At 36.6% G+C, this 22,732-nt stretch carries 15 protein-coding genes; 10 read left to right on the forward strand and 5 right to left on the reverse strand.

Going from position 1 to position 22,732, the window contains the following annotated elements:
* The first annotated feature begins 6 nt into the window (after window positions 1-6).
* A complete protein-coding gene (locus tag IGI43_RS11695; protein ID WP_438757965.1) occupies window positions 7-786 on the forward strand; it encodes a MurR/RpiR family transcriptional regulator in 780 nt (259 codons plus the stop codon).
* A gap of 147 nt (window positions 787-933) precedes the next feature.
* On the opposite strand, the gene IGI43_RS11700 is transcribed toward IGI43_RS11695, so the two are convergent.
* Both IGI43_RS11700 and IGI43_RS11705 read right to left on the reverse strand, forming a co-directional pair.
* Entirely contained in the window at window positions 934-2,649 is a 1,716-nt protein-coding gene (locus IGI43_RS11700; protein WP_438757966.1) for an IS1182 family transposase, read from the reverse strand.
* Between the two features lie 226 nt (window positions 2,650-2,875).
* Window positions 2,876-4,732, reverse strand: coding sequence for a glycoside hydrolase family 13 protein (locus IGI43_RS11705; RefSeq protein ID WP_438757967.1), 1,857 nt, complete (start codon window positions 4,730-4,732; stop codon window positions 2,876-2,878).
* Window positions 4,733-5,106: 374 nt separating this feature from the next.
* On the opposite strand from IGI43_RS11705, the gene IGI43_RS11710 reads away from it, so the two are divergent.
* From IGI43_RS11710 to IGI43_RS11720, 3 genes are all read left to right on the forward strand, one after another.
* Window positions 5,107-6,342, forward strand: coding sequence for an extracellular solute-binding protein (locus tag IGI43_RS11710; RefSeq protein WP_438757968.1), 1,236 nt, complete (start codon window positions 5,107-5,109; stop codon window positions 6,340-6,342).
* A 98-nt stretch (window positions 6,343-6,440) separates the two neighbouring features.
* The gene (locus IGI43_RS11715; RefSeq protein ID WP_438757969.1) at window positions 6,441-7,796 is read left to right on the forward strand and encodes a carbohydrate ABC transporter permease; all 1,356 of its coding nucleotides are present in this window, start codon (window positions 6,441-6,443) and stop codon (window positions 7,794-7,796) included.
* A gap of 8 nt (window positions 7,797-7,804) precedes the next feature.
* Window positions 7,805-8,644: a sugar ABC transporter permease gene (locus IGI43_RS11720; RefSeq protein WP_438757970.1), complete on the forward strand. Its 840-nt coding sequence runs from the start codon at window positions 7,805-7,807 to the stop codon at window positions 8,642-8,644.
* A gap of 171 nt (window positions 8,645-8,815) precedes the next feature.
* Here the strand turns inward: IGI43_RS11720 and IGI43_RS11725 are convergent, their stop codons facing one another.
* The 3 genes from IGI43_RS11725 to IGI43_RS11735 all read right to left on the reverse strand — a co-directional run bounded on the left by IGI43_RS11725 (window position 8,816) and on the right by IGI43_RS11735 (window position 12,659).
* Window positions 8,816-9,451, reverse strand: coding sequence for an NAD-dependent epimerase/dehydratase family protein (locus IGI43_RS11725; protein ID WP_438757971.1), 636 nt, complete (start codon window positions 9,449-9,451; stop codon window positions 8,816-8,818).
* Window positions 9,452-9,562: 111 nt separating this feature from the next.
* Complete coding sequence (locus IGI43_RS11730) at window positions 9,563-10,402, reverse strand: endonuclease/exonuclease/phosphatase family protein (RefSeq protein ID WP_438757972.1); 840 nt, start codon at window positions 10,400-10,402, stop codon at window positions 9,563-9,565.
* Window positions 10,403-10,484: 82 nt separating this feature from the next.
* On the reverse strand, window positions 10,485-12,659 hold the full coding sequence (locus IGI43_RS11735) for a PTS transporter subunit IIBC (RefSeq protein ID WP_438757973.1): 2,175 nt from the start codon (window positions 12,657-12,659) through the stop codon (window positions 10,485-10,487).
* A gap of 181 nt (window positions 12,660-12,840) precedes the next feature.
* Between IGI43_RS11735 and IGI43_RS11740 the strand changes: the two genes are divergently transcribed.
* The 6 genes from IGI43_RS11740 to IGI43_RS11765 all read left to right on the forward strand — a co-directional run bounded on the left by IGI43_RS11740 (window position 12,841) and on the right by IGI43_RS11765 (window position 22,519).
* Complete coding sequence (locus tag IGI43_RS11740; RefSeq protein ID WP_438758852.1) at window positions 12,841-15,180, forward strand: glycoside hydrolase family 65 protein; 2,340 nt, start codon at window positions 12,841-12,843, stop codon at window positions 15,178-15,180.
* A gap of 231 nt (window positions 15,181-15,411) precedes the next feature.
* Window positions 15,412-16,425 carry a LacI family DNA-binding transcriptional regulator gene (locus tag IGI43_RS11745; protein ID WP_438757974.1) on the forward strand — a complete coding sequence of 338 codons (1,014 nt, stop codon included), beginning with the start codon at window positions 15,412-15,414 and terminating at the stop codon, window positions 16,423-16,425.
* Window positions 16,426-16,690: 265 nt separating this feature from the next.
* Window positions 16,691-17,479: a threonine/serine ThrE exporter family protein gene (locus tag IGI43_RS11750; protein ID WP_438757975.1), complete on the forward strand. Its 789-nt coding sequence runs from the start codon at window positions 16,691-16,693 to the stop codon at window positions 17,477-17,479.
* 15 nt (window positions 17,480-17,494) lie between these two features.
* Window positions 17,495-17,932, forward strand: coding sequence for a threonine/serine exporter family protein (locus IGI43_RS11755; RefSeq protein WP_438757976.1), 438 nt, complete (start codon window positions 17,495-17,497; stop codon window positions 17,930-17,932).
* Between the two features lie 767 nt (window positions 17,933-18,699).
* A complete protein-coding gene (locus tag IGI43_RS11760) occupies window positions 18,700-19,776 on the forward strand; it encodes a hypothetical protein (RefSeq protein WP_438757977.1) in 1,077 nt (358 codons plus the stop codon).
* Between the two features lie 277 nt (window positions 19,777-20,053).
* Window positions 20,054-22,519, forward strand: coding sequence for a heavy metal translocating P-type ATPase (locus tag IGI43_RS11765; protein WP_438757978.1), 2,466 nt, complete (start codon window positions 20,054-20,056; stop codon window positions 22,517-22,519).
* Window positions 22,520-22,732 lie beyond the last annotated feature (213 nt).

Raw genomic sequence — 22,732 nt, forward strand, 5'->3', positions numbered from 1 at the left:
ATTTGTGTGAGTGATATTTATAAAGATATCAATTCAAACTATGAGAGATTATCGGAAGCTGAACGGGAAGTCATTGAGTTTATTCTAAGATTTGAGGATATTGAAGGGCTGAAATTAAAAGATATTAAAGATGCGCTGTATATATCTAATTCTACTGTCATCAGAGCGGGGAAAAAATTAAATTACCCAACATTTAAGGAATTGAAATTTGGATTCGTTCAAGCTAGAGAACAGAAGAAAAGAAGCTCTCCAGTAAAATCTGATTTTTTATATGAAGTAAATAGTATCAAAAAAGATACGTTGACAACCTTGGAATTAGTAGATGAAAAAAATATCGACAAAATATGTAATTGCCTAATTAATGCAAGGAGAATTTTTTGTATTGGAACCGGTTCAAGTTCTCAAATGGCGTCTGAATTTAATTATAAGCTTAAATCAATTGATCTTTGGACAAATAATTTTTCAGATCCCTTTTTGGTTGAACGTATTCCTCAAATCAGCACGTTTCAAGACGTGATTGTTGTTTTTTCATTAAGTGGTCAAGTAGATGAAATCAATGAGATCATGATTAAAGCTAAGTGTAACAGAACGACAATTATTGTGATTACGAATATGGCAGAGACCAAACTAAGATCAATCAGTACATACTCTATAGTGACAAGCAACCCTAGTAATAAAAAAAAGCTTTGTTCAAGATTAATGCTGTATATGATGAGTAGTCTGATTTATGAAAAATTGCTGACGAAAAAAGAGCCTGAGACAAAAGCGTTCAGCTTCGAGAAATAAGAAGGAATCCACAGGACCTATAGTTCAATTTTTTGTGACTAAGTAAGTATCATGAACTGTCAGTTCATCACGATCACTGAATGTTGTGACAATTTCAACGTATTTCAGAATCCGTTGAATCTTTGTACTTTAGCACTCGATTTATTCTCAACGCAAAGGTATTCTTATTTTGTACAAAAAATCAAGAGCTTGGGACGTAAGTCCCAAAAACCTTAAAATAAAAGACCGAAAATCGTAAAAAATGATTTTCAGTCTTTTATTTTTTAGATTATTGGGAGAATCCTTCATGTTTTCTAGCTTACTTAGCCTATATTTCCTTAAATTTACTGCGATTAACGCGAATCCAATTTCATTGTGTGCCTGTTGTTTCCCTCGAACAGAGAACCGAGTGAACCCTAAACAAGCCTTCAAATGTCCGAAAGCTGGTTCGACGTCAATTTTTCGTTGACGATAGAGTTTACCTGTTTCTTCTTCTGAAAGCAGCTGTTGAATTCTTGCTTTAAAGTATTCCCAATTCATGTTCTTTTGAATCTCACGATTCTTGTCACTCTTCGCTTTTGTACACTGGCTTCGAAGAGGACAATTCGAGCAGTCTTCACATTCATACCGTTTTAAATAACGTTTAAAGCCATATTTATCTGTACGAATAGAATAGTTTCGAAAATTCATTTTTCGTCCGTTTGGACAAAGAAACGTATCATCTAATTCCTGATACGACCAGTTTGCTGGAAGGAACGGATTTTGTTTAAACTTTTTCTTCTGTTCTTTATGGTACATGGCATAAGTGATGAGTGGTGTTCGCTCGTGATCCTCTAAAACCGCTTGATAGTTTTCTTCTCCTCCATAGCCGGCATCTGCGACAATATAGTTTGGCAGATCAAAGAAACGCTCTTTTAAAGTGGTTAAAAAAGGGCGCAATGTTCGTGTATCTGTTGGATTTGAGAAAAGATCATAGCCTAAAATATACTGACTGTTCGTGGCGATTTGAAGATTATAACCTGCTTTCAACTGACCATTTTTCATATGATCGTCTTTCATGCGCATAAAAGTGGCATCTAGATCAGTTCTAGAGTAACTGTTTCGTTGCCCTAAAATCTGTCTATGTTTTTGATAAGCGAGTTTTCGCTCTTTAAAGTCCTTGAAAAGTGTCCTTAATTTTTTAGGAATTTTTCGTTTAGAACGGATTGATTTGCGCGTAATTCCATCCTCTGCTTGTTCGATTTTTTCTGTAAACTTTTCGACAACATGCGCGAGATTTTCTTCAATCTTACCTAATTCAGTGACAGATAATTCTTTTGAGGACTCTCGCTCAATTTCAGGAATAATTTGATTCTTTAACAATTCATCGTAGAGAAAATTTGATTTTTCAGTAAGCTTTTTATTAAAGTTATCAATGGATTTTCTCCAAACAAAGGTGTATTTATTGGCGTTGGCTTCAATCTTTGTACCATCGATAAAAATGGCTTCTTCATCGATTAATTGTTCCTTGACTAATTGGCTACGGAACTGGACGAAGCACTCCCGAAGGAGTGCATTCACTAAAGGATTCACTCGAAAACGATTGATGGTTCGATAACTAGGTTGATAACTTTGAGTAAGCCACATCATGCGAATACTGTCTTTCGTCAAGGCTTCAATCTTGCGACCAGAAAATACAGATTGTGTGTAGGCACATAAAATCATCTTCATCATCATTTTCGGATGATAAGAAGAAGGCCCCATTTGATGATGAAAAGGAAGAAAGCGTTCCTCCGGAATACTTTCAACTAATTGATCAATGACAAACGCAATATCGTTTTTTTCTAACTGAAAACTAAAATCTAGAGGAAGAACGACTTGATTTGTGGTATAATTTTTAAACATAAGAACACCTCGCTGACTTATTTGTTTAGTCACTTTTATTTTAGCAAAGGTGTTCTTATTTTTGTACAAAAAAACAATCCAGATGCCAATCAATTTGACTGGTATCTGGATTTTTCGTTAGTACTTACGTCCCAAGCTCTTTTTCGTTAAGATCTATGTCTTAAGCTCCTTTTTTTTCGTTTTTTGGATCAGACTTTTCATATGATCTATAGCACCGATTCAACTGCTATCTTGAAAACCCCGTGGGTAAACTTGCTGAACGATGGCTTCCTACTACCAAAGGTTTTTCGTTTTTAGCTGAGCCATTTTTTTCTGTTGCATCTACGGACACGGCAAATCCATAGGGTGTAAGCTCAATGATCTCTTTGTCGAGTGAATGCATTTGGGTTGAAAATAAAACGCGCTCTTTTTTGATATAAACAGGAGATTGACCTGTGTTAAAAATACTGCGGATCATTTTTCCTTCATGTTCGTAAGCAAAGTCGAGAATTCCTGTTTCCTCATCGATTTCGTGCCAGCGCAGTTTGCCTTCCGATAGAAGTGTTTGATGTTCTTTTCTAAACGCAATCAATGTTTTTAAGAATTCGTACATATCTAAATCTTGTTTATCAGATTCCCAAATCATACATTTGCGGCAATCTGGATCGTCCGCACCATCCATTGCATATTCGTCTCCATAATAAAGACAAGGCACACCTTTTTGTAAGTAGGTAAAGGCCAAAACTTGCTTCATCAGTTCTTTATTATTTTGAGCGATTGTCAATAAACGTGGTGTATCATGAGAATCCAGCACATTAAACATAATTTGATTGGTTTGTTCACGATAAAGCATTAATTGGTGATTTAGCTCAGAAACTAGCTGGCTTAATGAAATCGTTTGATAGATAAAATAAGAAAGAATGGCATCTGTAAAAGCATAATTCATGACCCCATGAAACTCATCTCCTTGAAGCCAAGCTTGAGAAGAATGCCAAATTTCACCTAAAATATAAATATCCGGTTTTGCTTCTGTACAAACGTCGTGGAATTTACGCCAAAAACGATGATCTACTTCGTTTGCCACATCTAAACGCCAAGCATCGATATCAAACTCCATAATCCAGTAGCGAGCAATTTCTAATAAAAAGTCCTGTACCTCTTTGTTTGCCGTATTTAATTTCGGCATATGTGGCGTGAAGGCGAAAGTATCGTACGTAATAGCATCAGAGAATTCAAAATCAGCAGTCGGTGTGTAAGTAACTGGGAATTTATGAATGTGGAACCACTTTGCATACGGTGAATCCTCACCATTTTTGACGATATCTTGCCACTGAGGTGAAAAATCACCCATATGATTGAAAACAGCGTCTAACATGACACGGATACCTCGTTTATGACATTCGTCTACGACTTTCTTAAAGAGCTTTTTATCTCCGAAAGCTGAATCGATCTCGAAATAATCAATCGTGTCGTATTTGTGATTACTGGTGGCTTGGAAAATTGGACAGAAATAAATGCCATTGATGCCAAGATCTACAAAGTGGTCTAAATGATCTAAAACTCCCTGCAAATCCCCACCGAAAAAGTCTTCACGTCCGGGATGTTCTTTGCTGCCCCAAGGTAAAGTACCTTTCGGGTCATTAGTTGTGTCACCATTAGCAAAACGTTCAGGAAAAATTTGATACCAAATCGTTTCTTTTGCCCATTGAGGTGCTTTGAAACGGTCTGTTTCATGAAAGTAAGGTAGTTTAAAATAATTGCTGGCTGATTTTAATGTAGAATCTTGGTAAGGAAAGAATCCGTGATCGCCGTAAAATAAGACAGTTCCATCCATACCTTCTATTTTGAAAGCGTAACTTAGGCGTCTAAATGGTGCAGAAGTCTCGATTATCCAATAATCATGTGTCGTAGTAGATAAATATTTTTCCATGGGGATCGTTGATCTGAACCACTCGCTGTGTTCAAATTGATAGGGGTCACCATTTAATAGTTCCACACGTTTAATATCTCCTCTACCTGTTTTTAGCCGGATGTGCATTTTGTCTGATGTGTATAAATAAGCATATTCACTTTCTGGTTGATGATGGATCGCTGCAGTATTCATCTAATTTCTCCCTCTGTAATCGACTTCGTATTTTATTTAGTCATACTTTTCTAAAAACCACTCATATTATGACATATAAGAAAAACGTTTTCAATATATTTTTTCGCAATCGCTTGCGCTTTGTTTTCTTGATTTGATATTTTACTTGATAAATAAAGAGAATCATCGTAAAAAAGTTCTATTTTAGCTTTTTTTAATTGATAATCGTTGTTTTATCAGTATTTTTCTATTTTGGAAGTAAGAACTTTAACCCCTTTTTTATTGGGAATAAAGAAAAAAATACAAATTTATTTATATATCTCTTGACAATTAATGCAAACGATTGCACAATATAAGAGAATAGAAAAGTAAAAAATTCCTAGGAGGAACAAAAGATGAAAAGAAAGATGAAAAAACTTTTGACATTAGGGGTAACAATGACAGCAGCGGCGTTCTTACTTGCAGCTTGTGGTGGTGGAGCATCGGAAGAAAAAACTTCTGACGGAAATGAAAACGCTTCTATAAAGTTGTGGGTGGATGTAGCATTTGTTGATACGTACAAACCATTAGTAGAAGAATTTGAAAAAGAACATAAAGATTGGAAAGTGACTATTAAGCCAAGTGAATCTGCAACAGCACAGGAAAATCTGAAAAAAGATCCTAGTGCCGCAGCAGATGTTTTCATGATGCCTCACGATCAACTAGGTCAGATGGTGGATGCTGGAATTATTTATGCCAATACAAAATATGAAGATAGTGTGAAAGACAATAGTACTGAAAGTGCCGTTGAAGCGGCTACGTATGATGGTAAATTATATGGCTATCCATATGGCGTGGAATCACAATTTTTATATTATAACAAAGAAAAATTGACTGAAGAAGATGTAAAAAGCTGGGACAGTTTAACAGCTAAAGGCAAATTAGGCGCAAACTTTGGAGAAGCGGGTGCAAACTATATCTTTACGCCATTATTCATGTCAAATGGCGATGAATTATATGGTGAAAATGGCGAAGATATCAACGGAACGAACTTTAATAATGATAAAGGTGTCCAAGTTTTAAAATGGATTCACGCACAAAAGGATAATTCTGGTGTCGTTCAATCAAATGCTGATGCGCTTTCTAATTTAGGAAATGGTAAAATCGATGCTTTCTTATCTGGTCCGTGGTCTAAATTAGATGTAGAAAAAGCATTAGGAGATAACTTTGCGGTAGCGCCGTATCCGACTGTTGATTTGGGCAATGGTCCTGTTCAACAAAAAGCATTCTTGGGCGTGAAATTATTTGGAGTGAATGCATCAACGAAAAGTCCAGTTGCGGCAATGGCACTAGCTGACTTTTTAACAAATAAAGAAAATCAATTAATCGTTTTTGAGAAAAATGGGACAGTACCTGCAAACAAAGAGGCGCAAACAGATGGTAAAGTGACCTCTGACAAGGTAGCAGAAGCTGTAATGACAATGAGTGATGCAGATCATTCAGTGGTGATGCCAAAACTTCCAGAGATGGTTTCATTCTGGGGTCCTGCTGATGCGGTAATCAATGATACGTATAATGGCAAAATTGCTGAAGATCAATACTTACCAAAATTAGATAAATTAGTCAAAGATACTAGTAAAACAGGAAAATAATTCTTCACCATTTTCAAGGTGACCTTGAGGCTGGAACGAAACTCTATGAGCTTTGTCTCAGCCTCATTTCTTATTTAAAGAACAGGAAGTGAAATGCTATGAAGCAAAAGGCAAAAACTGAGGGGTCGATTTCTTTTAGAGAGTTATTCAAAAACGGCGATAAATCAATCAAGCTTTCTTATTTATTTATGGGGACAGCGAATATCATGAATGGGCAAATCGTCAAAGGTCTGGCATTTTTAGCGTTGCAGATTGGATTTGTAGCATGGTTGATCATTAATGGATTTCATGCATTGTCGATGTTGCAAACGTTAGGGACGAAATCTCAAGGATGGGTCATGGATGAGTCACTTGGGATCGAGGTGCAACAACCAGGTGATAATTCGATGTTACTATTATTGTTTGGGATCGCTGCAATTATTCTTATTTTACTTTTTATTTTTTTGTACATCATAAATCTGCGAAGCGCCCGTAAAATTTACACGTTGAAACAAACAGGGCAACCTTTGCCGACATTAAAAGAAGATGTAAATAGTTTGCTGAATGAAAAATTTTATGTGACGTTGATGAGCATTCCGTTATTAGGTGTGTTGGCATTTACCATTTTACCGTTGCTTTATATGATTTCTATTGCCTTTACTAACTATGATCATAATCATTTGCCACCAAAAAATTTATTTCATTGGGTAGGTTTTGCTAATTTTGGGAATGTACTCACAGGTGATATTGCTGGAACCTTTTTCCCGGTGCTTACTTGGACATTGATTTGGGCAGTTTCGGCGACGGCGACGACTTTTTTCTTTGGCATTTTACTAGCTTTATTGATCAATGCTAAAGGAGTAAAAGGGAAAAAAGTTTGGCGGACGATTTTTGTGATCACGATGGCGGTCCCGCAATTTGTTAGCTTGTTGTTGATGGCAAACTTATTTAATGGTTCGGGTCCAGTCAATGCAATCCTGCAAAACTGGGGATTGATCGATCAGCCAATACCATTTTTAACTGATGCTTTACTAGCGAAAGTCACCGTTATTTTTGTGAATATGTGGGTTGGAATTCCAGTAACAATGTTAGTTGCCACTGGAATTATTACGAATTTACCAACGGATCAAATAGAAGCAGCAGAAATCGATGGAGCGAACAAATTTCAAATTTTTAGAAACATTACGTTTCCGCAGATTTTGTTTGTTATGGCTCCTAGTTTGATTCAGCAGTTTATTGGAAATATCAATAACTTTAATGTGATTTTCTTATTGACTGGCGGACAACCAGCGAACAGTAATTTTCACTCGGCTGGTGAGACGGATCTTTTGGTCACGTGGTTGTATAAATTGACAGTTACCGCTGCGGACTATAATCTTGCATCCGTGATTGGGATCATCATCTTTGTTCTTTCGGCAGTCTTCTCGTTATTCGCCTATACACGAAGCAGTTCATTTAAAACGGAAGGGGCGTAAATAAGCTTATGAAATCGAAAAAAAGAAAAAATTTAGTTTTTTATTATATCTTATTGACGATTTTATCGATTGTCTGGATTTTCCCAATCGTTTGGATTGTTTTGACTAGTTTTAGAAGTGAAGGCGGAGCTTTTGTGACGTACTTTATCCCTAAGCAGTTTACTTTTGAGAATTATAAAATGTTGCTGACAAGTTCGACGTATCCTTTTGTGCAATGGTTTTTAAATACGCTATTTGTAGCAATATGTAGTTGTATTTTATCGACGCTGATCACGATTGCAATGGCCTATTCACTGAGTCGCTTACGCTTTAGAGCGAGAAAACCGTTTTTAAAATTAGCATTAGTATTGAATATGTTTCCAGGCTTTATGAGCATGATCGCTGTTTATTATATTTTAAAAGCAATGAATTTGACAGGAAGTTTATTGGCATTGATTTTAGTTTATTCATCTGGAGCAGCACTAGGTTTTTATATTGCGAAGGGATTTTTCGATACAATTCCGATGGCGTTGGATGAATCTGCGATGATCGATGGAGCGAGCAAGTTTGAGATTTTCACGAAAATTACATTGCCGTTGAGTAAACCGATCATTGTTTATACCGCATTGATGGCGTTTATGGCACCGTGGATGGATTTTATTTTTGCGAAAATCATTTTAGGCGATAACGTGAACAAATATACGGTTGCGATTGGGTTGTTTACAATGCAGACGAAAGATAAAATCGATCAGTACTTTATGGCGTTTACAGCAGGTTGTGTGTTGATAGCCGTTCCGATCACATTGTTGTTTATCTTTATGCAGAAATATTATGTAGAAGGAATTACGAGTGGTTCGGTGAAAGGGTAAGAGGAAGTTTTGTCAAAAGTATATAGCTCTTAGAAATAACAAGAAATTTACGAATAAACGGTGGAACAGAAGTAACTCCGAGAAATAAGTTTGCATTCACAAGAATTTGAAGAGCCGTTTTCGTGAATTCTCTCTTATTTCTCGGAGTTAAACGCTGTTCCAATTTCTTTATTATGTTCTTCTTTTCGTGAAACGAGAGGATTGTCCTTCAATGACGTTGGCGATTTCTATTGCCAGCTGTTCTCTTGAGAGGGGGTCGTATCCTTTAACGAGTTTTCTGAGGCCTGGAATTTTTTTAAATCCTTGGATCAATTGACCACCAATAATAGAAGAATAACGTTTTTTGTCCATAACTAAACTAGGATAAAAAATGACGTTTTGCTCGGTTTGTGCTTTGATTGATTGTTCTGCTTGAAGTTTAGCATCCATATATTTTCTTAACGGAAAGGGAGCACTGTTAGCAGATAAAAATAGAAATTTAGCTGGATTTTCTTGTGTATCTAAATAGGTTAATATGATTTGAACAGGTTTCAAAATAAATCGTTCGTACGTGATGTTTTTAGAAGGGATTTCTTTAAGTATTCCAATCGCATCGATGATCCAGTCGGCTTCTTTTGCAGCAGGATGCCAGTTTTTATCTGTTAAAATATCAGAACGAAGCCAATGAACTTTTTGTGCCCAAGCAGTTGTTAGGTCAATTGGTTTGCCACTTCTAGAGACACAAGTTACGCTGTGACCACGCATTATCAATTCTTCTGAGAGTTTTTTTCCAATAAAACCGCTGCCGCCAAAAATAGTTATCTGCATTTTCTCTACCCACCTTTTTAAACTTAATAGGATAAATCTAGTTTATAACTAGTGTATCATTATCCTTCGAAATGAAACAAAAAAACGTACGAAAAAGAGAAGGTTTTCTCTTTAACGTATGTTTTTATTTTGTTGAATGAGTGCTGAAACACCGAAATGATCGCTGATAACAGGGGCGTTTTTTTCATCAAAAACGATTTCGTAGCTAGAAATCGTTAAATTTTTTGAAGTGAAAATATAGTCGATCCTCAGTTTTTCCTGATTTTCTCCCCAACCATCGATTGCTTTTTCCACGGTGTGTTCACCGATTTTTTCACTAGCTGTCAAAAAACTGTCTTGCAATTGTAATGAACTGTTTAGAACAAGATCATACCCCATTTGTTTTTTTGATGCTGGATTGTTAAAGTCACCCATGATCAGTAAAGGAGAAATATGATTTTGTAAGGCTAATTCGGTTTTTCGCCATTCATCTGCAAAACCGTCAGCTTCAGACCACCAAGAGTAATGGCAGCTTAAAACAGTGATGTTTTTCTCGTCTAATTTTGTTTGTCCTATCAGTAAGACTCTTCTGCGGTAATCACTGGGCTCTTTTTCTGCGGAAATGACGACTGCTTGCGGTTGGATCGGTTGTTTTGAAAGAAGAGCAACACCTTCATGGTAGATCGAATAGCCAATATGGTTATATGTCCAGCTCCAGTGATAGTCTTGTCCGCGTTCTTTCAAAAACTGAACTAAAAGATAAGCGAAATTGTCTTCATGGATCGGTAGCTGAGTTTCTGTTGGATGGAAGTTATGCGTTGAAATAACAGGTAAGCTATCAATGCGTTGATTAACTTCTTGTAGAGCGATCAGTGCGTAATCTTCTTGAATGATTTTCTCAGCCAACTGTTGTAATTTTTCTATAGGATGACTTTCTAGCCAGCTGTGGGTGTTCAGTGTAAGTACATTCATGTTTATTTCTCCTCCAGTAAAAGAAAAAGGAGTGGCATAAAGCCCATAGAGGTTTATGCCGACCCGTTTAAGTTTTCTTATATTAAATATCTAAACGACCAATAGGAGTTCCAGGTTCTTGTTTACCTGTTTTATCTAAATGGAAACCATTGATTTTTTCGCCATTTGTAAAGACGACGATCATGGTTGTTTGTTTGCCTGAAGCTTTTATTTTTTCTATATCAGCGGTAGCGATTTTTTCACCTGCAATAATTTTTTGTCCTTCAGTTACAAGAATTGTAAAAGCAGATTCTGTCATTTCGATCGTATCAAGCCCCATATGGATCAACACTTCGATTCCTTCAGAAGTTGTAATACCTAGCGCATGTTTTGATGGAAAAATACTGCTGATCACACCATCGATTGGTGCGTAAATCGTCGTATCAACGGGGATAACGGCATAGCCATCCCCCATCATTTTTTGTGAAAAGACAGGATCATCGACTTGATCGATGGCAATCACTTCACCATTTGCAACAGGTACGATTATTTTGGTGATACCTAGATATTCAGTTGACTTAGATGATGGATCGGTTATTTCTGTTTGTTTAGGTGCTGGGATCGTAATGCCAGAATCCAATAAATCTTGGATATCTGATTTTAGCACATCTGCTTTTGGTCCGTAAACTGCTTGAACCCCGTTATCTTTAATGATCAATCCCATAGCACCAGCTTTTTTCCAAGCATCTTCCGCTCCGACTTTATTCTTATCTGTAACACTGACTCGTAGACGAGTCATACAGGCATCAACATCTGTAATGTTTTCTTTTCCGCCTAATAAATGAACGATTTCAATGATTTGTGGATCGATTCCGTCTGTATTTTGAGTATTTACTTGCGTTGAATCGTTCGTTTCATTATTATCGTAGTTTCCATTTCTGCCAGGAGTAGCAAAATTAAATTTTTTGATCATAAAGTTAGCGATAAAATAAGTGAGAACACCGAATGCAATAGTGCAAAGAATGAAATTCAGTAAATCACCGCCTAGCCCAGCTTTTATGGCTAAAGGTGTTCGAGTCAAAAGCTCAATATTTCCGAAAGAGTGAACACGCAATGCAATGATATCTGCCATGGCAAATGCTGCACCTTGGATTATGGCGTAAACAACATATAATGGGACGGCCGCAAACATAAACATGAATTCCAAAGGTTCAGTAACACCCGTTAGAAATACAGCTAAAGCAGCTGAAAGGTACATTGATTTATAACTTGCGCGTTTGTCGGGATCGACATTGCGGTACATGGCTAGAGTCATTCCCATTAAAATACCGGATGCACCGATCATTTGTCCGACTTTAAAACGAGCTGGAGTCCAATTTGCCAAGACATAATTGTATTGGGATGTGTCACCGGTCCCTTTTAAATTAACTAAATCAGTAGCCCAAGCAAGCCACAATGGATCTTGTCCAAAAACTTGCGTTCCGGCCTGTGCCCCGGACAAAATTTCGTATGTTCCGCCTAGTTGAGTATAGTTGATAGGGATCGTCAACATATGGTGTAAACCAAACGGCAATAGCAAACGTTCTAATGTTCCGTATAAAAAGGGAGCTAAAATTGGCGCTGTATCTTGTGACTGAGCGATCCAAAGACCAAAATTATTGATACCGGCTTGAATGTATGGCCAAATAATGGCTAAAAGAATAGAAACGATCGTCGACCAAAGAATCACAACGAATGGGACGAAACGTTTACCATTGAAAAAAGAAAGTGCATCAGGTAATTTGCGATAATTATAATATTTATTGAAGGCCATCGCGCCGACAAAACCTGCGATGATTCCCACAAAAACCCCCATATTTAAAGCTGGCGCCTCTAAAACGCTGGTGAAAAATCCTTTGACCATGATTTTTGTACCGAACAATGTGTGAGTAAACGCTTTATCATCTGCTAACATTTCACTTGTTACGCCGAAAATTGAACCTGTGATTCGGTTGATCAAAATAAAAGAAAGTCCTGCAGCGAATGCACCACCTGCTCGTTCTTTCGCCCAACTACCACCAATCGCAAGGGCGAACAAGATATGCAAGTTACTGATGACACCCCAACCAATGTTTTCAATGACGCCGCCTGTTGTAGCAAGTGCGGCCCAATCTGGGTTGATCAAAGGAATAGTCTTACCGATACTGATCATTAATCCCGCAGCGGGCATCACGGCGATCACGACCATCAGTGCTTTACCAAATTTTTGCCAAAACTCAAAACTAAATAACTTTTTCATCTTTTTTCTCTCCTTTGCAATAATAGCGCAAACGTTTTCGTTGAATGTAGTATAAATCACTTCTTTATTTTTGTAAACCCTTAAAAAAATCAATTCCCTTTTTATGTCTATAAATCAATAGTATCATTATAGACATAGTTATTCTAATAAATAAGCTGTTTGGTAAAATAAATATTTGACAATGCAAGCGGTTGCGTTTATTATGGTGTTAAGGTGCGGAACGTTTACAGGAGGAGAGAGAATGAATCATTTATTTGAAATAGACCCATGGAAGATCGCTACACATCAGTTAGAGCGGAATGAACGTCGATTACAGGAATCGCTGACTTCAATGGGAAACGGTTATATGGGAATGAGAGGGAATTTTGAAGAACAGTATACAGGAGATCATCATAAAGGAACTTATTTAGCAGGTATTTGGTATCCAGATAAGACTAGAGTTGGCTGGTGGAAGAATGGTTATCCAGAGTACTTTGGGAAAGTCATCAATGCAGTGGATTTTATCGCAATGGATATTTTTGTGAATGGGAAAGTAATTGATTTGGGTATTCAAGACCCGAAAGACTTTTATTTAGAATTAGACATGCGCAATGGTCTGTTGACGCGTACATTTATCCTTGATCATGAGGATACGAGTATTAAATTCCGTTTTGAGCGTTTCTTGAGTATTGTGCAACAAGAATTGGCTCTGATTCGAGTAACAGTAGAAGTTCTTGAAGGGACCTCAGATATTGAGATTGTATCAAAAATCGACGGCGATGTTCGCAATGAAGATAGTAATTATGATGAAATGTTCTGGGAAGCACAGCAGTCAGGTTTTGAAGAAGCCGTCGGGTTTTTAACGACGTCTACGATCCCTAATCCGTTTGGAATCGAACAATTCAGTGTAACTGCGGCAATGAAACATGTAACCGAAGCTAAAGCAGGTTTAGCTGAAACAGAACCATTAAAAGTACAACAAGTATTTCATGAAACTTTGCAAAAAAACGAGAGCATGACAGTAGAAAAACAAGTGATTGTTTTGACCAGCCGTGATGTTCCAGAAACAGAGCAGCAAGAAAAAGCGATTCAATTATTGAAAGAGAATACCAAAAGTTTTGATGAACTATTAAATGAACAAAATGAAGCTTGGGCGGCACGTTGGGCACTTTCCGATGTTGTGATCGAGGGTGACGATGCGGCGCAACAAGGCATTCGTTTCAATTTATTCCAATTATTTACCACATATTATGGTGATGATGAACGCTTGAATATTGGCCCTAAAGGCTTTACGGGTGAAAAATACGGTGGGGCTACTTATTGGGATACCGAAGCGTATGCTGTTCCTCTTTATTTAGCTTTGGCTAAACCTGAAGTGACAAAAAATTTATTGAAATATCGTTATAACCAATTGGAACAAGCTAAGTACAATGCACGTCAACAAGGCTTAGCAGGCGCCTTGTATCCGATGGTTACATTTACCGGTATCGAGTGTCATAATGAGTGGGAAATCACATTTGAAGAGATCCATCGAAATGGTGCGATTGCCTACGCTATCTACAATTACGTGAATTATACAGGCGACAACGAGTACTTAAAAAACGAAGGGTTACAAGTTTTGACTGAAATCGCACGTTTTTGGGCAGATCGTGTTCATTTTTCTAAACGGGCTCAAAAATATATGATCCATGGTGTTACCGGGCCAAATGAATATGAAAATAATGTCAACAATAATTGGTACACAAATACGATTGCAGCCTGGGTATTGCAATATACCTTAGATAATTATGCTAAGTACAAAACTGAAACCCCCGTTGAAATTACAAAAGAAGAACGAGAACATTGGCAAGGAATTATCGAAAATATGTATTATCCATTTGATGAAGAGCTGGATATTTTTGTACAGCATGATACTTTCTTAGATAAGGATTTGATGCCGAGAACCGCTATAACACCAGCGGACTTACCATTGAATCAGCATTGGTCTTGGGACCGTATTTTACGCTCTTGCTTTATCAAACAAGCGGATGTATTACAAGGAATTTATTTCTTTGGTGAACGTTTTTCACGAGCAGAAAAAGAGCGGAATTTCTTGTTTTATGAACCAATGACCGTCCATGAATCCTCTTTATCGCCAAGTGTTCATGCGATTTTAGCGGCTGAACTCGGGATGGAAGAAAAAGCAGTGGAAATGTATCAACGGACCGCTCGTTTAGATCTAGATAACTACAATAACGATACGGAAGATGGGTTGCATATCACCTCTATGACTGGCAGCTGGCTTGCCATCGTGCAAGGGTTTGCCCAAATGAAGACTGCTGATGAGAAATTAAGTTTTGCACCGTTTTTACCAAGTACATGGACAAGCTACGCTTTTCATGTGAATTATCGTAACCGCTTGTTATATGTAACGGTGGATAAAGAAAATGTCCGTTTGCAACTTATTTCCGGAGCAGAGTTGCCTCTCTCATTATATGGAAACAAAGTGGTTTTAGTAGATGAATTAGTGAGTGTGATGAAAACGAAGAATGAACATGTTTAAAGGTATTTTAGCTGATTTAGATGGTATGCTAATTAAATGATTATTATGTATAGAGGCTTCAAAAAATCAGTCCAGCTAATGTTTATTCCGGAAGATCCAGACTTGTTAAGACATTTAAAAAACAAGGAATCAAAATGTCGATAGCAACAAGGTATCAATCTGTGGTATTATTTTCTACGATAGAATGATTTATTGATGAATTTATAATGAACCGCGAAAGGAGTGGAAAAGATGACGATTACAGTGAAAGATGTTGCTAAAAAGGCTGGTGTTGCGACTTCTACAGTGTCCAGAGTAATCAATGATCACTCCAGTATTTCAGACGCTACGAAGAAAAAAGTCTACAAAGTAATGGAAGAAATGGGGTATGTTCCAAACATTGCAGCCAGAAATCTTGGAAAACGTTCTTCAGGAGCTGTGGGTGTGATCTTGCCGCCGCTAGATTCTCGTGAGCGAATGGGAAATCCGTTTTACTTAGAGATTATTGAGTCGATCAATGATGAAGCACGTAAACATAGCATGACAACGGCAATTGCAACGGCGCAATCCTTTGAAACTTTACTGGAAAACGTTCAACTAATGCACCGACAAAAACAAGTCGACGGCTTTATTCTGTTGTATTCAGATAAAGAGGATCCAGTTATCGATTACTTATTCAAAAATCAAGTTCCTTTCTCCTTGATTGGTCAACCTTATACAAATGAAGACAAAGTTATTTATGTAGATAATGATAATCAGCTATTAGGAAAACATGCAACTGATTATTTGATTGAAAATGGACACAAAAATATTTTATTTATTACAAATACAACGCATGAAAATGTTTATTATGAACGCTATTTTGGGTATCAAAAGGCTATGATGCTAGCGAATTTAAAGGTATTGCCTTCAGTTGATATGGAAAAGCCAGAAGATTATGTTGCATTTGAGGAACGTTTAAAAGAGACAAATGCAACGGCCGCTGTCGTGATAGACGATATCTTTGCGATGCGGATGATTCAATTAGCGCAAATGTATGGTTATCGAGTACCGGATGATTTTTCGGTGATTAGCTTTAATAATTCTATTTATGCGACATTAGTCCATCCTTATCTGACAAGTATCGATATTGATATTGCAGAACTAGGCAGAACAGGTATGCAAAAACTGATTGAATCATTACAAGAAAAAGAAGCAACGGGCGTTCGAATGGTGATTCCGCATAAATTGATTAAGCGCGAGACGGTACTCAAATTGAGAAAGTAGTTCGTTATTTAATGCGAAGAAGGAATAAAGATGTATTTCCAAAGAAGAGTGTGATAAAAGTATTTTCTACTTTTGTCTCACTCTTTTTACGCTCATTTTTACCTAGTTCTATTGAATCGGTTGTTTTATTTATCTTTCATGGATAAGTGTTTTATCAAAAAAAATCTATTATATTTTAATAAAAAATAAAAGGCTGAAACGATGTTTTTCAATGGTTTGTAGTATACTTAACAAAAGCAAAGAAGTACGCGTTGGAGGGAAGATTATGGTAGAGAATTCAACAAAAATCGAGACGACCGAAGGCATTGACGAAGCCAGTAATGATTTAAATATAAAAGTCCTTATTATATATGGGAAATTGATGTTAGAAAGTAATTATGGTGTATCTGAAGTGCGAAGTAATCTCATTCAAATGATGTTATTTATGGGGATCAATTCTTTTTCTTTCTATATTACACCTACAAACTTAATGTTGATCAATCAGCAAACAAATGATGTGAAAATGTTAAGCATACAAAAGTATTCGTATAATTTTGAAAAAATGAGCCATATAAAGACAAAAGTCGATGCATTTTTAACAAAAAAAATCACAACAGATGAATTATACAAAGAATTTAAGCAGATAGATAAACACGATTATGCGTTTCCGCGACATGTTCAAATTTTTGTAGCAGGTATTATTTGCGGATCTATGTACATTTTGATCAATAAATTATCTATGGCTGCTTTTTTAGCCTTTCTAGTCGGTGTGGTCGGCTATTTTTGCTATATTATTTTAGAAAAGTACATCAATATTAAAATTTTCTCAATATTCTTATACTCAACGATTGTCTCGACTTTGGCGGTGTTGCTGGTGAAAAATAATATCACACAAGATTCTTTTTCTTTGACCCTCAGTTGTATGATGCCGCTATTGCCTGGGGCTACCTTAGTCAATGCAATAAGAGATAGCATTGATGGTGACTATTTATCCGGTATCTCGCAAGCCTCTGAAGCAATCAATACCGCATTGATGTTGGGGCTACCAGTCGCGTTCATATTGACAAACTTTTAATAAGGAGGCATAGCAATGCTTACACAAATCATTTTTAGTTTTTTAGTTAGTGGCAGTACGTCCATTTTAAATAATGTTCAAAAAAAATATTTTGTACTTTGCGGAATCTCGGGTGTTATTGCGGCACTTGCTTATAATTATTTTATTGCGCATAACAATGCGGCTATTTCTTCTTTAATCTCTTGTGTGATCCTATCGATTTGCAGTCAATTCTTTGCCCAAATGACAAAAATTCCTAGTATGGTTTTTACGATTTCTGGTATTATGCCGATCGTTCCTGGAAGCTTGCTGTTCAAAGCATTCAATTCGCTTGCTGAAAATAATTATAATCAAGCTATTAATTTTGGGACACAAGCAATTTTAGTTGGTTTTTCAATTGCCATTGGGTTTTTAATTAACGAAGTCCTCTCTTCTGTTCTATTGAATTTAAAAAACGCAGTTAAAAAAATTTAACTGCGTTTTTTAGTATGTAAATTTTTTTTTAGTATGTAAATTTTGATTTTGACGTTAGTTGTCTTCTTTATTTCTAGTATCTCAGCGTAGAAGATATATTTTGTTTATAGAACCTTATCGTCGTATTTAAAAATAGAAAATGTCATTGCCTTTGTATTTTTTCGATGGAGGAAGGATCGTTTATCTTTCGTTTCGTAAGTTTACTTATTGTACTATATAAATTCATAGGGAACAATCTGAAATGTTGAAGCAGGCTTAATCACGAAAGAAAAATAAGAAGTGTAAATATATTTTATTTTTTTGTTTTTTGTTTATATTAGATTATTTGATTATAAAATAAGTTAGAGTGTTTTCTCCAGAAATTGGGATCGAAAAAACTTTCGATGGTGTCTTGTTCGCTTCAAAAAGTCTAGTACGTTGATTTTGAGAGTGGAATTATGGGGAGAGTTTTTAATAACTTATTTCTGGATGAACTTATAAAATTTTTCGGAATATCAACAATAATAAGGTATTAAATGAATTTAAATTTTGACTAACTGATATATAGTTGATTAATGGAGCGAGTGATTCGCCAAAAAAAGTACTGATAGTTCAATGCACAATTAGCTTGAAAAAGTTTTTTTATTTTTCCTATCGATTACAATTAAAATATATGTTTTTTAGTATAATATCGTTATATAAATAAAATTTTCAGGTTGATTTATATTTTTCCTGTGATAATATGGGGTGGTAATACGATTGGAAAATCATAAGAAGGAGAGAAAAAAATGTTTATGAAGAAAAAGGGAATGACAAAGTTATTGATCACTACTGGATTATTAGTAGGTGCGTTCTTAGTAGGACAATCAAAAGTCGACGCAGCATCGCTAACGTTTAACGAAGATTTAAAGGGATATGACGCGACCATCAAAACAGAAAATGGTAAAAATGTATTGAGTACAAGAAAAGGTACTTGGGATCTTGACGAAAATACACAAATATTTAGTTCAAAAAACCTAAAAATTTATTTGAATAATACAGAACCTGTAAACATCAATTCAATTTATTCAAAACATGACTTGGAATTCAGAGGTAGTGGTGAATTAACAGCAGATACAGATGGCCAATTTGGTATAAATGTTGGTGGTTATCTAAAAGCATTTAAATATACTAAAAATGGTGTAGGAAAAGTTGTAGGAAAAGGAACGGAGTCAGGTATCCGCGCATACAACGAAATCCAAATGGAAGGAGGAACACTGGAAGGGTATGGAGTAAATTATGGTATTTGGACATATAACGACATAAAACCTTATTACAGTGCGAATCTAAAAGCAGTTGCTTCTTCAGAAAATGGTGTGGGTATCTGGGCGTATAGAGATATTTATGCTTGGAAAGGGGCTAATGTCTATGGAGAAGGAGGCGCTAGCGGTGCTTATACAGAAATCGCACACATCCAGGCAGAGAATGGAAGTACTATAAAAGGTGTTTCTAGAAATATCAACAGTCCGTTAAGTGCATTACACGCTCAAAAACAAATGCCTCGTGCGTATAGCAGTGCTAAAGTTATTGAAGAATATGTCTTGACCAGACAAGATACTATTCAATGGAGACCTAGACAAACAATTGCTATTACTGATTACACTTCAATAAAACGTAATATGAGCAACGTACAAAATTACGTTTGGAGTACGAATGGAACTGGGCAAGTAGTAGCGGTTCCTGGAGGACTGCAATTTACACCTCCTATGGCTCGAGCTACTGTGCAAGGCGTACGTTCTACTGCTGTGAAAAGTGAACCAACGCAATTGAAGACACAAGGTTCTCATATTATTCAACTAAGTAATGTTTCATTGGGCGGATTTTAAACATTTAGGAACGCTATAAATTATTTAACAAATTTTGGACATAAGCTACAAAGAAAAAAAAGACCAGAAATCGAAAAAGATTTTTGGTCTTTTTTTGGTTTCTCAAGTACTAGAGTAAAGAAATATCAGTTTTCATTAGTTCTCGTTTTATCGACTGGATTTTTGTGTTGACAAATAGGATATTCTATCTTAATATAAAGAAGAGATATAACGACTACAAATATAGTCGTATCTGTTACGAGCATAAAAAAACACTCAAGCAAAGGAGAGGGACTAAATGGAAGCAAAAACATTTGATATAGAAGGAATGACGTGTGCTTCATGTGCGCAAACCGTAGAAAAAGCCACTACGAAACTTACTGGTGTGTCAAAAGCAACAGTCAATCTAGCAACAGAAAAGCTAAATATTGAATACGATGAAACCAAACTTTCAGAAAGTGATATTCAAAAAGCAGTTGCAGATGCTGGGTATGAAGCGCTAAGTAACAATCAACAACGAACATTTGATATAGAGGGCATGACATGTGCCTCATGTGCACAAACAATCGAAAAAGCAACAAGTAAATTAGCAGGTGTCGAAAAAGCCTCTGTAAATTTAGCAACAGAAAAAATGGTCGTTGTTTTTGATCCGTCAGTACTAAATGTCTCTGATATTACCAAGGCAGTATCAAATGCAGGCTACGAGGCTGTGGAGCAAATCGATTCAACGGATACAGTAGATCAAGACCGAGAGAAAAAACAAAAACACATCAAAGACATGTGGCAACGTTTCTGGCTATCAGCAGTCTTTACTGTTCCTTTATTATATGTAGCGATGGGGCATATGATTGGGTTGCCGTTGCCGACATTCTTAGATCCGATGATACATGCTGAAACATTTGCTATGGTTCAATTGATTTTAACGATTCCTGTCCTGTATTTAGGTAGAAGTTTTTTTATAGTCGGTTTCAAAGCACTATTTAAAGGGCATCCAAATATGGATTCTTTAGTTGCGCTGGGAACAAGTGCTGCTGTTGCCTATAGTTTATACGGAACAGCGATGATTTTTGCTGGAGATCCACAATTTACGATGGCACTGTATTATGAATCTGCAGGTGTAATTTTAACATTGATCACATTAGGAAAATACTTTGAAGCTGTTTCAAAAGGAAAAACCTCAGAAGCAATCAAAAAATTGATGGGTTTAGCACCGAAAAATGCCCGTGTTTTCCGAAATGATCAAGAATTCGAAATTCCAATTGATAGTGTGCAAGTGGAAGATATCATTGTTGTACGTCCAGGTGAAAAAATTCCAGTAGATGGCGTTGTGATTGAAGGTTCTTCTGCAATTGATGAATCCATGCTGACAGGTGAAAGTATGCCCGTTGAGAAAAAAATTGGAGACAATGTAATCGGTGCAAGCATTAATAAAAATGGTAGCTTCCGCTTTAAAGCAACAAAAGTCGGCAAAGATACAGCGCTATCTCAAATTATCAAATTAGTAGAAGATGCCCAAGGTTCAAAAGCACCAATCGCTAAAATGGCGGATAAAATCTCTGGTGTGTTTGTCCCGATTGTAATGATTTTAGCTATTTTATCTGGTTTCGCTTGGTATTTTTTAGGACAAGAATCATGGGTCTTTGCTTTAACGATCACCATTTCAGTTTTAGTTATTGCTTGTCCCTGTGCTTTAGGTTTGGCAACACCAACAGCAATCATGGTCGGAACTGGAAAGGGTGCTGAAAACGGTGTACTAATCAAAAGCGGGGATGCACTGGAAACGACCCATAAAATCCAAACGATCGTTTTCGATAAAACAGGAACAATCACAGAAGGGAAACCGAAAGTGACCGATATTATTACAGCAAATGGGATGGATCAAGATGAGTTACTGCGAATAGCTGCATCTGCTGAGAAGGGCTCTGAACATCCGCTTGGTGAGGCAATTGTCAACGGAGCGCAGGCAAGAAACATGACCTTTGCGCCGATAAAAGACTTTGCTGCTATTCCAGGTCTTGGAATCGAAGTAGAAATTGAAGGAAGTCGTTTATTACTAGGAAATAGAAAATTGATGGATGATCGTAATATTTCTTTAGCAAATCTACTCAATACATCAGATCAATTAGCTGAACAAGGGAAAACACCAATGTATATCGCAAAAAATGGCAGTATTGCTGGAATTATCGCAGTAGCTGATACGATTAAAGCAAACAGTATTCCAGCAATTAAAAAGCTGCAACAAATGGGTATTGAAGTTGCGATGATCACAGGTGATAACAAGCGAACAGCGCAAGCTATCGCCAAACAAGTAGGGATCGATCGTGTGTTAAGTGAAGTTTTACCAGAAGACAAAGCAAATGAAGTCATGAAACTACAAAAAGAGAACAAAAAAGTTGCGATGGTCGGGGATGGAATCAATGATGCACCAGCTTTAGCACAAGCAGATATCGGAATTGCTATTGGTTCTGGAACAGACGTTGCGATGGAATCTGCTGATATTGTATTGATGCGAAGTGATTTGATGGATGTACCAACAGCTGTTGAATTGAGTAAAGCGACAATCAAAAATATCAAGGAAAACCTATTTTGGGCATTTGCTTATAACACATTAGGAATCCCTGTTGCTATGGGTATTTTATATCTATTCGGTGGTCCGTTATTAAATCCGATGATTGCAGGAGCTGCGATGAGTTTTAGCTCGGTGTCTGTATTATTGAATGCATTGAGATTAAAAAGATTTAAGCCTTCTGTATTGAAAAAGTAAAGAGATAAGCTGTCAGGACGGGTGAGCTAAATAAGAAAGAGGCTGGAACCGAAGCATTTAAGCTCGAAAGAGTTGCTTGTGTTCCATCCGTTTATAAGCATTTAGGGTGTGAAACAAAAGTGAATGTTACTTTTGTCCCACACCCTTTTTTACTGCGTTCTCTTTTTTTGTAAAAGAAAAAATCAAGTTATTTTATAAAATATCTTCAAAATA

This window comes from Enterococcus sp. AZ126 (assembly GCF_051714545.1).
In the GTDB taxonomy this organism is placed as follows: Bacteria; Bacillota; Bacilli; order Lactobacillales; family Enterococcaceae; genus Enterococcus_L.